Below are 14,180 nucleotides of genomic sequence, written 5' to 3'. Positions count from 1 at the left end.
TAAGTGGTTATTAAGTAGTTACTAAGTGGTGCTAAGCAACAGGAATCGCATTGCGAAAAACGCAAAAACTACCCGTGTAACTCGCATCTTTGCCAAAGTTTTAATTGCTTGTCGTGCTACGACCTTTGGCAAAGTTGATTGCTCTAATAGTCAGTTGCTTTTAGAGTATGTTGTGTAGGGGCGTTTTGCAAACGCCCCTAAAAGAAAAAGCTTTTCGGACACCGTATAATAAATTTCTAAAAACCAAATAAAATAACTACATTTGTCACACCAATAAAATAGAATAAACAAAGCCCCCATCACCTTTTTAGCTTGCCCCCTCTCCTTGGGAGTAGTCTCTGAATACTTGCAAGAGAGTATATGATGAACGAGGAGAGGAACTAAAATAAAAGTATTAAGGTGTAAAAATAATTTCATATATTTACACTCTGAAAATTAATGTATTATGGAATTATTTAAGGAACAAAGCCTCTTAGAGTTTACTGAACGCTTTAAAACAGACTTAGTAATAATGGGGAGAATTTTCCTACATTACATAAGATAATACATCAAGCAAAGTCTTGGATACGAGGTATATATTCTTGGGTATCAGAATTTAACATAGACCGATATTTAGCGGAATACAGTTTTAGAATTAATCGTTCACAAAATAAAGATACTATCTTTAACAAATTAATGAAAAGAATTGTAGAGCGTTCTCCCGTTTTCCAAAGTCAATTAATATGTATCTAAATAGACATATCAAAAAATTTTTCTAATTATTTTTGAGATTTCTTTGCAAAATACGAAAATTATTACTATATTTGCAGAAAACCACGTTATTATGAACGAAAAAAGAAATATCAAGCAAAAAATTAATTTGTTTATAGGTTCCATAGGAGCCTTTATAGGAGTGGCGGTATTTGTAGCTTATATTCCTCAAATTATAGCCAACTTAGAGGGGCACAAAGCACAACCTTGGCAACCTTTGTTTGCAGCGGGGTCTTGTCTTATCTGGGTGGTGTATGGCTGGACAAAAGAGCCTAAGCCAGATTATATTCTCATTATCCCCAATTTGGTAGGGGTAGTTTTAGGATTCTTAACTTTTATTACTTCGCTTTAAAGCTACTTGTATGTTTTTGCTTTGTCCTTACAAGCAAAAACGATCACTAATCCCTACTTTGGAATAAATTGAGGTATCAAAATAATTTCATATATTTACACTCTGAAAATTAATGTATTATGGAATTATTTAAGGGACAAAGCCTCTTAGAGTTTACTGAACGCTTTAAAACAGACTTAGTAATAATGGGAAGAATTTTCCTACATTACGTAAGGTAATACATCAAGTAAAGTCTTGGATACGAGGTATATATTCTTGGTTATCAGAATTTAACATAGACCGATATTTAGCGAAATACAGTTTTAGAATTAATCGTTCACAAAATGAAGATACTATCTTTAACAAATTAATGAAAAGAATTGTAGAGCGTTCTCCCGTTTCCCAAAGTCAATTAATATGTATCTAAATAGACACCTCAATAAAAGTATATGAATAACAAACTAATAGCAGGATTAGGAGTCTTAACGCTCACTGCCTGCCAGCAAAACACCGATGATATCATCATCGAGGACTTCGAGTCAGGCACTTATGCCAATTGGACGGTAGAAGGCGACGCCTTTGGCGCGACTCCCGCCACCGGTAGCTATACCGGTCAGCAGCCCGTAACAGGCTTTGAAGGGAAACACCTCGCCAACAGCTTCAACAACGGCGACGACTCTCGCGGAGCGCTTACCTCTAAAGAGTTCACCATCGAGCGTGATTACATCAACTTCCTTGTTGGGGGAGGTACTCACGCCGATACCTATATTGAACTTTTAGTTGAGGGCAAAAGCGTACTACAATCGCGTTCTCTCTACGAATCGGAGACCCTACAATGGCTCACTTGGGACGTAAAACCCTATAAAGGAAAGAAAGCTACTATCCGCATTATCGATAACCAACGCGGCGGATGGGGGCATATCCTCATCGACCAAATCGAACAAGGCAACAAACAAAAAAGCGTTTTTATGACTGATTACACCCGTACCTTTGAAGCCAAAGACAAGTACTTGCTCATTCCTGTTGAAGACCAAGCAACCGAAAATAAAGTCCAACTATCGGTAGATGGTACTCCTATAGGCGAGCCAATGACCATTCGCATTGCCCAAAACAAAATAGACTACTGGGTGCCTATCGCTATCGAGGCGTACAAAGGCAAAAAAGTAACCCTTACTTTTGCAGTAGCCAAAACTACCGATATAGGCTTAGCCGAAATCAAACAGTCGGCTGAATATAACTTCAACTACAACGAAAAATACCGTCCACTATACCACTTCACCCCTCAATATGGCTGGATGAACGACCCTAACGGAATGGTATACCTCGACGGAGTATTCCACCTCTTCTACCAATACAACCCTTACGGAGCGCGCTGGGGCAATATGCACTGGGGGCACACCGTTTCCAAAGACTTGGTGAATTGGGAATACAAGCCTTTTGTATTAGCTCCTGATAAGTTAGGAGCGATTTTCTCAGGCAGTGCTGTGATTGACCACGATAATACTGCCGGCTTTGGCAAAGGTGCTATGGTGGCTATTTTCACTTCAGCAGGCGACCGCCAAACCCAATCTATCGCTTATAGCCTCGATGGTGGAAAAACCTTCACCAAATACGAAGGCAACCCTGTCCTCACCGATGCTAATATCATCGACTTCCGCGACCCGAAAGTATTCTGGCACGCACCCTCTAAACAATGGGTGATGAGCCTTGCCACTACCCAAACGATTACCTTCTATGGGTCTAAAAACCTCAAAGAATGGACACGCCTCAGTGAGTTTGGCGAAGGCTTAGGTGGACACGGTGGCGTGTGGGAATGCCCCGATCTCTTCCCGCTTACTTATGAAGGAAAAACCAAATGGGTGCTCTTTGTGAGTATCAACCCAGGTGGACCTAACGGCGGAAGTGCTACTCAGTACTTCATCGGTAATTTCGATGGCAAAACCTTCACCCCCGATACTATGAACTATCCCCTTTGGTTAGACTATGGTCGCGATAATTATGCAGGTGTAACTTGGAGCAATGTCCCCGCTACCGATGGTCGTCGTCTCTTTATAGGCTGGATGAGCAACTGGGATTACGCCAATGAAATCCCTACTGAAAACTTCCGTAGCGCGATGACTGTTGCCCGCGCTTTGCGTTTAGTGCATAATGGTGAGCATTTGGTAGTAGCCAGTGAGCCCGTAAAAGAGTTGGAGAGTTTGCGTCGTGAAGCGGTACTTTTAGGTGATAAAACACGTACCAACACCTCCGATGCTATAACGTTCGAAAACTTCTTGCCCAATAATCAAGGAGCGTATGAACTCACTTTCACGGTAACCCCTAACGAAACCGATACTTTCTCATTTGCCCTTGAGAATGCCAAAGGTGAAACTATCAAATACCTATTTGACGGTGCTAATAAAACCCTATCGGTAGACCGCAGTAAGAGCAGTGTAGCCTTCAATGCTAACTTTGCCGAAACGCCTATCAAAGCACCAATGGTAGCTAAGAAAAGCTATACTGTACGCTTATTGGTAGACAAAGCTTCAACCGAGCTCTTTGTGAACAACGGCGAAGTAGTACAAACCAATGCGGTATTCCCTACCGAAGTGTACAATACCCTCCGCTTCAACACTAGCAAAGGTACTCTCACCCTTAACGATGTAACTGTCTATAAATTGAAATAATTAATTGTAGGGGACTGTCCGAAAAGTCTCAAAATCGCTTTTGCATCACTACACTTTGCCAAAGTTTTCAGACTTTGGCAAAGTTGACTACTCTGATTATCAATAATCTTTGAAGTATGTTATGTACGAGCGTTTTGTAAACGCCTACATCAATAAAACTCTTTTGACACCCACCTTTTTAATAATATTAAACACTTAATACATTCATAGTATGCAACAAAATAACAACTATCTAAAATATTTATTGCCCGTACTCCTATCATTCTTCTGTATGGGCTTCGTAGACCTTGTAGGCGCCGCCTCCAACTTTGTAAAAGATGATTTCGGCTTGACCGAAACCACTGCCAAAGCGCTTCCTGCGATGGTATTCTTTTGGTTTCTGCTTTTCTCAGTGCCCACAGGCGTACTAATGAGCAAGATAGGTCGTCGCAAAACTGTACTCCTCAGCTTGGTGATTACCATCTTAGCGATGGTAGTGCCCTTTATCAGCTACAACTATACCACTATGCTGGTAGCTTTCTCCTTACTTGGTATTGGTAATACACTGATGCAAGTATCGCTAAACCCGCTAATGTCAGCCATAGTAAAAGGCGACAAACTCGCCAGTTCACTCACTTTTGGTCAGTTTATCAAGGCAATAGCCTCGTTTTCTGCCCCCTTACTTATGAGTTTCTGCTTCGATAAATTCAATGATTGGCGACTTTTCTTCCTGCTCTTTGTAGCTATCTCGGTAGTAACCCTCTTGTGGCTGGGTGCTACTCATATTGAAGAAGAAAAAAACGACAGCAAGAACGCCACCTTTACCGAGTGTTTTGCACTGCTTGCCAACCCTTATGTACTCTTGTGTTTCATTGGTATTATGTGCCACGTGGGGATAGACGTAGGAGTTAATGCCTCAGCGCCCACTATCTTTATGGAACGTTTAGGGCTTACCACTACCCAAGCCTCTTTTGCCACTAGTTGGTATTTCTTATTCCGTACCATAGGATGTTTGTCAGGAGCTTATATTCTCACCAAAGTATCTCCTAAGAGTTTCTTTACCCTCAGTGTGCTTTGTATGGTAGCCTCAATGGCGATACTGTTCTTTTTCAGTGATAAGACAATGCTTTACACTGCTATTGCTTTGGTAGGTTTCGGTAACTCCAATGTATTCTCAATCATCTTCTCGCAAGCCCTCTTGCAGAATCCTACCAAGAAAAACGAAGTGTCAGGCTTAATGATTATGGGACTCTTTGGCGGTACTATCTTCCCTTTTGCAATGGGCTTAGCCTCCGATGCAATGAACGGCTCACAGATAGGAGCCCTTATTGTCCTCAGCATAGGAGTGGTATATCTATTGCTAATGAGCACCCGACTCAAAGCTAACGCCTAACAATATAGTTGGAAACTCTGCCTTGTCAGCCAAGTCTGCCTCGTCAGATAGTTCAGAAAACTCAGAAAACTCAGAAAACAATAGAAATTCTCAAAAAGAATTTATAACTTTGTACGCTGAAAAAGAAAAAGAATTAACAACAACACTCTCATAATACAATGAAAAATACAGTAGTAGGATTGGGAGAAATCCTTTGGGATGTCTTCCCTGAAAGAAAAGTATTAGGCGGTGCGCCCGCTAATTTCGCTTACCACGTGTCGCAATTTGGTTTCAACGGCTATGCTGTGAGTGCCATTGGTGGCGACCTCCTCGGTAAAGAAATACTAAAAAGTTTAGAAGAAAAAGAACTCAACTACATTATCGAAAAAACGGATTTCCCTACAGGTACCGTAAAAGTACAGTTAGACGGTCGTGGGGTGCCTACCTATGAGATTAGCGAAAATGTAGCGTGGGACAATATTCCATTCTCTTCGCGAATTGAGAACTTAGCAAAGAATACTAATACCGTATGCTTTGGGTCGCTAGCGCAGCGCAGTGAAGTATCGCGTGCCACTATCCACAAGTTCTTAGATTTGATGCCAGCCGAGAGTCTCAAAGTATTCGATATCAACCTCCGCTTGAAATACTTCAGCAAAGAGGTAATCGCCGATTCTTTAGACAAGGCAACTGCTTTAAAAATCAATGATGAGGAAATAGTGAAAATTGCCGAAATGTTCAATCTGCAAGGTAGTGATGAAGAAGTGTGCAAGCACTTGTTAGAGAAATACAACCTCAAATTCCTCATCTTAACGCAAGGCACGAGAGGTAGTTATGTGTTCACGCCTAATGAAAAATCGTTCTTAGGGACACCTAAGGTTACCATTGCTGATACGGTAGGAGCAGGCGACTCGTTCACGGCTGCTTTTGTAGCCTCTTACCTCAATGGTCGCAGTATTGCCCAATCGCATCAATTGGCGGTAGAAGTATCAGCTTACGTATGTCAGCAACACGGTGCGATGCCTCGCCTCGCCGATGCTCATTTAGAGTTGTTTAGATAAAATGACATTCAGAAGGTATCATATACTTTTTTTATATTTCGCTCTCTTTGCTTGCCTTGCTTGCCAAAGGGAGCGAAACCCCCGTTATGTGATAGGGGTGTCACAGTGCAGTGAAGACCTTTGGCGACAAACAATGAACGAGGAGTTAAAACGCGAAGTAGCCCTTTATCAGGCTGATGCTGAGGTGCTCATTCGCAGTGTGAAAGACGATACTCCCAAGCAAATCGCCGATATAGAGTGGTTCATAGAGCAAAAGGTAGATGTGCTCGTCGTTTCGCCTAACGAGTCGGAAGCCTGTACCCCAGTTATTGAAAAGGCTTACCAGCAAGGTATTCCCGTGATTTTGGTAGATAGAAAAATAGCTACCGAGAGTTATACAGCCTATGTAGGAGCTAACAACTACCAAATAGGCAAAGAAGCAGGACTCTATGCTATAGGTGTCCTTAAAGGCAAAGGCAATATAGCCGAAGTACGTGGTACCAAAGGCTCTACCTCCGATGCCGAGCGTCATAAAGGCTTTGTCGATGCTCTCAAAAACGCCCCCGAAGTGCAAATAGTAGCCGAAACTTGGGGCAACTTCCTTCAAGCTGATGCCAAAACACAAATGCAACAACTCTTCCAAGAGCAGCCTCATATCGACCTTGTGTTTGCGATGAACGACCCAATGGCAGCAGGTACGCACGAGGCAGCAATGCAGTTCAATGGCAAAATTCCTTTTATCATAGGAGTAGATGCCTTGCAACAAGTGGGCATACAAAATATAGAAAATAATGTGCAAGATGCATCGTTTATCTACCCTACAGGTGGTGAAAAGGTAATAGAACTCGCGATGAAAATCCTCCACAAACAGCCTTTTGAGCGCGAGAATATCCTCAATACCACAGTGGTAGATAAGAGCAATGTGCGCATTTTGCAGTTACAAACCGAACAAATTGCTGAAAAACAAGCCAAAATAGAGAATATCAATAACCAACTGAGTGAGAGCCTTATCCAACATACAAACCAACGAATGTTGCTTTACCTTTCTATTACAGCTATTGTGCTTATCACTGTTTTCTTACTGATGGCTATTAGGGCTTATCGCGCTAAAAGTAAGACCAATAGTGAACTGAAACGCCAAAAAGAACAGTTGGAAATCGTCTCTAAACAATTAGAAGAGGCTACCCAAGCCAAATTGCTTTTCTTTACCAATATCTCTCACGAATTTAAAACACCGCTGTCGCTTATCTTAGGACCTGTGCAAACGCTCTTAGCGCACAATTCACTCCCTAAAGAAGAACAAGATTTGTTATTCCTCATCAAAAAGAACAGCAACCGACTTTTGCATCTCATTTCCGAAGTAATTGAGTTCCGCAGTTATGAGAATAACAAAATGCAAATGTACTTCACCAAAGGTAATTTGAAGAGCTTCCTCAACGAACTCAATTCTTTTTTCACCGACCGTATCAAGCAAAAGAAACTCAATTTTCAGTTTGTTGCCGAAGACACTTCTTTTGAAATGGCTTTCGATAAGGAAAAAGTAGAGAAAATCTACTTCAACCTGCTTTCCAATGCACTGAAATTCACACCTCAAGAAGGGAGTATCAATGTTTCTTTAACCAAAGAAGACCTCCCTCTACCTCTTTCCAAAGGAGAAGTAGCTGTGCTGCGTGTGTTCAACAACGGTTCATATATTCCAAAAGACAAACAAAATGAGGTGTTTGAACACTTCTACAAAATAAATCCCGATAGCGAAGGTTCAGGTATTGGTTTGGCATTGGTGCAAGCCTTAGTCGCCTCACATAACGGAACTATCAGCGTGGAGAGTACAGAAGGGGAGGGGACAACCTTCGTCATTCGCCTGCCTTTCAGCCAAGAACAAGTATCGGCAAAAGCGGTATACGACAGTAATTATATCGAAACCCATCTTGACTTATTGCCTTCATTACCAGCATCTGCCGAGAAACTCAAATTACCAACAGCTTCACCTTCAGCTCCAGAGAAACCTACCGTACTGATTGTGGAAGACAACGAGGATATGCGCCAGTTTATTCGCTATATCCTCAGTGATAGCTACAACCTTATTGAAGCCGAAAACGGTGAAGAAGGTTTTGAAGTAGCCAAAAAACACCTCCCCGATGTAGTAATCAGCGATGTGATGATGCCTAAGACCGATGGCTTTGATTTATGTCAGTTGATAAAAACTAACGTGGCTACTAATCATATTCCTGTGATTTTGCTTACTGCCTATGCTTTAGACGAACAGAAACAAGTAGGCTTCGAGAGTGGTGCTGATGCCTATATTTCCAAGCCTTTCAACGTAAAACTACTGAAAACACGGGTACGCAAACTCATAGAAAATCGTAAGAAGATACGTGAGAGCTTTAGTAATTTCCTCCTAAACGAAACCAAACAAGAGACTTTAGGCAAAGTAGAACAACAATTTATCACCGATTTTACGCATTACGTAGAGAACTCTATCGCCAATCCTGAAATGAATATAGACGAAATAGCCGACGCCTTAGGTTTGTCGCGCTCTAACCTATATCGCAAAATCAAATCCCTCACCGACTATTCGCCTAACGAACTCATTCGCACCATACGAGTAAAATACGCCAAACAATTGCTCAACAGCAAAGCCAAGAGCATCTCGGAAGTCGCTTATGAAGTAGGCTTCTCCTCACCATCTTATTTTGCCAAATGCTTTAAAGATTTTTACAACGAAAGTCCAACAGAGTACTTAGAACGCATTAGGTAATCTAAAATTCAAAAATTAACAATTTTAAATTAGAGGGCAGTTATAACCTAGATTTAATCCTTAAACAGGATTACAATTGCACTTTTAATTTACCTTAAAAATAACAAAAAATTATTTTTTACATTTTCTATTAAACCCCGAAATAAGCCACATCAACACCTCTGCCTATAACGGAACACAAATAAACCAACCCATCAACATCACAGTAACCGACAATTTCAAAGTCATAGCCATCACAGTAACCATCACACACCAAAACAACACCATCGAAGAAGGAAACGCAACACTCAACAATGGCATCTGGCAATACCACACCACAACCCTCAACCCCCATATATCCAACACAAAAATAACAATAACAGCCACCGACAGACCTCAAAACCAAACCACACAAGAAATTATAAAAGAATAATGGCATGATTTTTGCTACATTTTCTTATGTAATGAAAAGAAAACTTATCAACATATTATTATCAATACTCATCCTATTCTCCAATTCAGGATGGGCTATTACTTTTCATTATTGCAAAGACACCCTATCATCAATATCCTTAGAGTACCTCACTCAGGTAACAAACACCCAAACTGATGATTGCTCAACAACCAACAAATGTTGTGCAGGTGATAACAACCAAGAAACTTCACACAAAAAATGCTGCGACGATACATCCGTTAGTTCTTCCATTCAGGACAGTACAACCCTTGTAAAATCGTTAGAATTACAGCTACAACCCTTCGTTGTAGCCACCCCTACCCTACCCTCGCTGGTAGTAGTACAGCCCACTACAAAGCCCATTAAGAACCTCATTCTTCCCGATTTGGGCTACAGGCTGAACCCTCCCCCGTTATATGTGCTGCATTGCCAAAGAGTATTTTATTGTTAATTAACAATTTATAATGAATAATTAGTGAGGAAAAACCTTACTAATAGTAATTTTATTAATTGTTAATTCAGAAATAATGTACAAAAAATATATCTTTTTAATAGGGCTATTATTGCCCCTAACCGCTATGGCTCAACACTTTAGCCAAGGCACAGTAGTCGATGAACAGAACCAACCCTTAGCTGGTGCCGATGTCTATTGGAACGGCACACAAATAGGCACTTCAACCAATGACGAAGGAACCTTTACCCTAAAACGCACTCAAAGCAGCAATACTTTGATAGTGAGCTATATAGGCTACAAGAAAAAAACGATAAAGGTAGAAGGCAATGAGCCTTTGCATATCCAGTTAGAAGCCGAGAACAACCTAGAAGAAGTAGTAGTAAGCAGCCGCCGAGCCAATACTATGAAATCACAATTTCAAGTAGCCGACGTGCATACTATGAGCAGTGGCGAACTCCTAAAAGCCGCTTGCTGTAACCTCTCCGAAAGTTTCTCCACCAATCCCTCCATTGATGTAAACTTCTCCGATGCCGTAACGGGTAATAAGCAAATAAAAATGCTCGGCTTAACAAGCCCCTATATACTAATGGCAGAAGAGAATATCCCCACTATGCGAGGCGCATCACAAGCCTACGGACTATCATTCGTCCCAGGCACGTGGATTGAAAGCATCCAGATTACCAAAGGAGCTGGCAGTGTTATCAATGGCTATGAAAGTATTTCAGGGCAGATAAACTATGAAATAGCAAAGCCCTTAAATAGCCATCCTTTCTTCTTAAACCTATATACCTCGCAGGATAATCGTTACGAAATCAATGCTCATACCAATAAAAAGCTATCCGATAAGTGGGCTACAACACTATTTGCACACGGCAACGTCCGACAGCAAAAAGCCGATCACAATCACGATGGATTTATTGATAACCCGATAGGTAACCAGCTAAACCTTCTCAACCGCTGGCAATACACCAATAATGAGAAAGGTTGGGTAGGATTTCTCAATCTGCATTATATGAAGGACGAGCGCCAAGCAGGCGAGTTACGCTTTAATAAGCTAACAGATAAAGGAACAACCAATGCTTGGGGCAGTGAGATTAACTCCCAGCGTATAGGCATTTCAAACAAAATAGGCTATGTATTTCCTGATATACCCCATAAAAGTATTGGCTTACAGAATGCCTTTCAATCACATAAGCAAGACTCCTATTTTGGTCTGAACCGTTACGATATACACCAAAAAAGCTGGTATAGCAACCTGATATATAACTCAATTATAGGCAATACCCAGCACAAGTTTGCCACAGGGCTAAATGCCACGTATGATGATTATAATGAAGCACTCAGTACCCTTGCCCTTACCGCAGATTTCTCACGAGTTGATAGGTCGATAGGAGCTTTCTTTGAATACACTTATGACAACTTACAGAACTTCAGCTTCGTAGCAGGCATAAGGGCTGATAGTCATAACCATTTAGGGAACTTCCTTACTCCACGCCTACACTTGCGTTATAATCCTTGGAAGCAAGCTACTTTTAGGCTATCAGCAGGCAGGGGCAAGCGCGCAGCCAACATAATAGCCGAAAATCAGCAACTATTAGCCTCTTCTAGGCAGCTATCTATCATACAGGCCAATGAAGGTAAGTTATACGGTTTAAACCCCGAAATAGCTTGGAATTACGGACTTAGTTTCTTACAATCATTTAAGCTATGGGGCAAAAATGCTGAATTCTCTATCGACTTCTACCGAACCGATTTCGATAACCAAGCTGTTATTGATGTAGATAATTCGCCTCAAAAAGCATTGTTTTACAACCTTCAGGGCAAAAGCTTCGCCAATTCATTACAAGCCGAACTAAGCCTAAACCCTGTGCAAGGCTTAGACATTAAGGCAGCATATAAGTATTATGATGTACAAACACAGTTCGGTGATAAGCTGTTAGAGAAAACCCTTACACCGCGCCATCGTTGGTTTGCCAATGTAGGATACGAAACCACCGACAGTCACAACAACCATCACGCACAATGGAAGTTTGATGTAACGTTTAATTGGTTGGGCGAACAGCGGCTACCCTCTACCGCTTCTAACCCCCAAAGGTATAAACTTACCGACTATGCACCGGCTTTTGCTACCCTAAACGCTCAAATAACAAAGGTTTTCAGCAAAACCTTTGAGATATACATAGGCGGAGAGAACCTCACTAATTACAAGCAAGAAAACGGCATTTTAGCATCCGATAGTCCGTTTAGTGCTTATTTTGATAGCACTATGCAGTACGCTCCTGCTTTCGGACTAATGTATTATGCAGGATTAAGATTTAAATTATTATAATATGAGAACACGATTTTTATTAATAGTACTGAGCTTTTTAGGGCTCGCTACTATGCAGGCGCAAGATACGCCCAACAAAAACAAGAAAGTAACCTTTGCTGTAGGTGGTAACTGTGAACAATGCAAAGTACGCATTGAGAAAGCAGCCTATAAGGTTAAAGGAGTAAAAAGTGCCAACTGGGATATAAACAGTGGCAATATGACTCTTATTTTCGACGAACGCAAATGTAGCGAGAAAGACGTTCAGAAAGCCATAGCTAAGGTAGGACACGATGCAGGCAAAGAACGCGCCGATGATGAGGTGTACAAAAAACTACACCACTGCTGCTTGTACGAACGACTTCCTTAGGCATTCCAAAGGTAATTTTCGGTACAGATTTTGCTGTAATTATTTTAGAAGAATAAAATCACAACAAAATGAAGAAGATTACTACTTTTATACTGTTAATGGTAGCTATGGGGCTCACATCGTGTGCTAGCGTATATGTAACTACCGATTATGATAGTCAAGCTGATTTTTCAGCTATGAAAACCTTTGCTTTTTTCAAAGAAGGAGTAGATAAAGTACCTATATCCGATTTGGATAAGAAGCGTATTTTGCGTGCTATTGAACAAAACCTAAAAGCCAAAGGTATGACCCTTTCAGAACAGCCCGACTTTTTGGTGAATATCTTTACCCGCGAACGCGAAAATGTAGATGTATACGACAACAGTCCATATTATTGGGGCTGGGGTTGGGGCTGGGGACCTTTTTGGGGCGGTGCCAACTATAATGTGAGCCGAAGCACTGAAGGAGTACTCTATATCGAAATTATTGATGCTAAAAAACGAGAACTAATATGGCAAGGAAAAGGCGCTGGAGAATTACCAAGATCGGTAGAGCGCAAAGAGGAAGCTATTCAGAACTTCGTCAATAAGATATTGGAGAAATACCCACCAAAGTAATCACATCTAATAATATAAGATCAAAAAAACAGGTAATGACTTCTAATGAAGCTCATTACCTGTTTTTATTATAGTATTATTGTAATTTGTTAGAAGAGTAGCTGTACCACGGTAGGCGATAATATAGCAGTGAATACCCCATTGAATATCATACCTAAACTGGCATATACAGCATATTTCTCACTGAGGTTAAAAGCTGCCATAATACCCAAAGCATGTGAAGCAGTTCCTAATGAAATACCCTTAGCCATAGGACTCTTAATGCGAAACCAATTAAGAAAAGTAATCCCAAATATATTACCCAAGAAACCTGTAGTCATTACCGCCATAACTGTAATAGGCTCAATCCCTTTAATTACGCGCGACACCTCCAAAGCAATAGGCGTAGTAACCGATTTAGGAGCCAATGAAATAGCTATATCATCAGCAAGCCCCAACCATTTGGCTACCAAGCAAACCGTAAGTATACCTACCAAGCTACCTGCAAACTGTGATATTACCAAAGGAATTATTTGCTTTTTAATTTTAGAAAGTTGTAAGTAGAGAGGCACCCCTAAGGCTACAATCGAGGGCTTCAACCAAAAATCTATATACTGACCAGCTTCCTCATATTTTTCGGGTGAAATATCAAAAATAAGCAAGTACGAAACTAAAACCAATACAGTAAGTAATACAGGATTTAAGAATACTGAATTGTATTTCTTTTGTAAGAATAAAGCCCCATAGTAAAGTATAAAAGTTATGGATAATAATAATACCTGATTTTCTACGATTGATTTCATTATTTTATTTTTTTACGGAAGAATTGATATACATGGCCAGTAACAATAATTACTACTACTGTACTAATAATAATAGAAAGAAAGATTGCTAAAAGATTTTCGCCTATCTGTTTAAAATAAGCCATAATTCCAATACTTGGGGGAACAAAGAAAAGTCCTAAGTTAGAAATAAGCAAATCGGAAAGCGCTTTGATAGCCTGCAATTTTATCCATCCCAAATGTAAGAAAAGAGTGAGAAAAAACATCCCAATAATACTTGATGGAAAAGAAATATGAGTAAGGGCTACTACTAATTCACCCAAACCCAAACAGCCAAAAATAATAGCAAAATAACGTATTAACAT

The 14,180-nt window shown here is 40.6% G+C and carries 12 protein-coding genes and 2 pseudogenes; 11 read left to right on the top strand and 3 right to left on the bottom strand.

All coding sequences use genetic code 11. From position 1 onward, the window contains the following. Positions 1–504: 504 nt before the first annotated feature. The 7 genes and pseudogenes from C4H12_RS03470 to C4H12_RS03440 form a co-directional block, all read left to right on the top strand. Positions 505–732: pseudogene (locus C4H12_RS03470) on the top strand (IS1595 family transposase); the annotation flags it as partial. A gap of 91 nt (positions 733–823) precedes the next feature. Next, positions 824–1,102 carry a SemiSWEET family transporter gene (locus C4H12_RS03465; RefSeq protein WP_096088745.1) on the top strand — a complete coding sequence of 93 codons (279 nt, stop codon included), beginning with the start codon at positions 824–826 and terminating at the stop codon, positions 1,100–1,102. Positions 1,103–1,280: 178 nt separating this feature from the next. Beyond that, positions 1,281–1,508, top strand: a pseudogene (locus C4H12_RS03460) (IS1595 family transposase); the annotation flags it as partial. 22 nt (positions 1,509–1,530) lie between these two features. Beyond that, on the top strand, positions 1,531–3,747 hold the full coding sequence (locus tag C4H12_RS03455; protein ID WP_106097688.1) for a GH32 C-terminal domain-containing protein: 2,217 nt from the start codon (positions 1,531–1,533) through the stop codon (positions 3,745–3,747). A 211-nt stretch (positions 3,748–3,958) separates the two neighbouring features. Next, entirely contained in the window at positions 3,959–5,119 is a 1,161-nt protein-coding gene (locus C4H12_RS03450; protein WP_174688415.1) for an MFS transporter, read from the top strand. A 158-nt stretch (positions 5,120–5,277) separates the two neighbouring features. After that, positions 5,278–6,156: a carbohydrate kinase gene (locus tag C4H12_RS03445; RefSeq protein WP_095902078.1), complete on the top strand. Its 879-nt coding sequence runs from the start codon at positions 5,278–5,280 to the stop codon at positions 6,154–6,156. Between the two features lies 1 nt (position 6,157). Further along, positions 6,158–8,893 carry a substrate-binding domain-containing protein gene (locus C4H12_RS03440; protein ID WP_106097686.1) on the top strand — a complete coding sequence of 912 codons (2,736 nt, stop codon included), beginning with the start codon at positions 6,158–6,160 and terminating at the stop codon, positions 8,891–8,893. A gap of 130 nt (positions 8,894–9,023) precedes the next feature. Here the strand turns inward: C4H12_RS03440 and C4H12_RS03435 are convergent, their stop codons facing one another. Continuing rightward, positions 9,024–9,311, bottom strand: coding sequence for a hypothetical protein (locus C4H12_RS03435; RefSeq protein ID WP_129588200.1), 288 nt, complete (start codon positions 9,309–9,311; stop codon positions 9,024–9,026). Positions 9,312–9,336: 25 nt separating this feature from the next. Here C4H12_RS03435 and C4H12_RS03430 point away from each other — a divergent pair, with 25 nt between their 5' ends. From C4H12_RS03430 to C4H12_RS03415, 4 genes are all read left to right on the top strand, one after another. After that, entirely contained in the window at positions 9,337–9,777 is a 441-nt protein-coding gene (locus C4H12_RS03430) for a hypothetical protein (RefSeq protein WP_106097684.1), read from the top strand. Between the two features lie 76 nt (positions 9,778–9,853). Then, entirely contained in the window at positions 9,854–12,109 is a 2,256-nt protein-coding gene (locus C4H12_RS03425; protein WP_106097683.1) for a TonB-dependent receptor, read from the top strand. Between the two features lies 1 nt (position 12,110). Then, on the top strand, positions 12,111–12,458 hold the full coding sequence (locus C4H12_RS03420) for a heavy-metal-associated domain-containing protein (protein WP_106097682.1): 348 nt from the start codon (positions 12,111–12,113) through the stop codon (positions 12,456–12,458). A 68-nt stretch (positions 12,459–12,526) separates the two neighbouring features. Then, complete coding sequence (locus C4H12_RS03415) at positions 12,527–13,054, top strand: DUF4136 domain-containing protein (RefSeq protein WP_106097681.1); 528 nt, start codon at positions 12,527–12,529, stop codon at positions 13,052–13,054. An 89-nt stretch (positions 13,055–13,143) separates the two neighbouring features. On the opposite strand, the gene C4H12_RS03410 is transcribed toward C4H12_RS03415, so the two are convergent. Further along, positions 13,144–13,836 (bottom strand): LrgB family protein, encoded by a 693-nt coding sequence (locus C4H12_RS03410; protein WP_106097680.1) that lies wholly within the window; start codon positions 13,834–13,836, stop codon positions 13,144–13,146. After that, positions 13,836–14,180: a CidA/LrgA family protein gene (locus tag C4H12_RS03405; protein ID WP_106097679.1), complete on the bottom strand. Its 345-nt coding sequence runs from the start codon at positions 14,178–14,180 to the stop codon at positions 13,836–13,838. The genes C4H12_RS03410 and C4H12_RS03405 overlap by 1 nt, the downstream gene beginning before the upstream one ends.

This window comes from Capnocytophaga sp. oral taxon 878 (assembly GCF_002999135.1).
In the GTDB taxonomy this organism is placed as follows: domain Bacteria; phylum Bacteroidota; class Bacteroidia; order Flavobacteriales; family Flavobacteriaceae; genus Capnocytophaga.
Note: the sequence above shows the minus strand (reverse complement) of the source record. Positions and strands in the feature narration are given on the sequence as shown.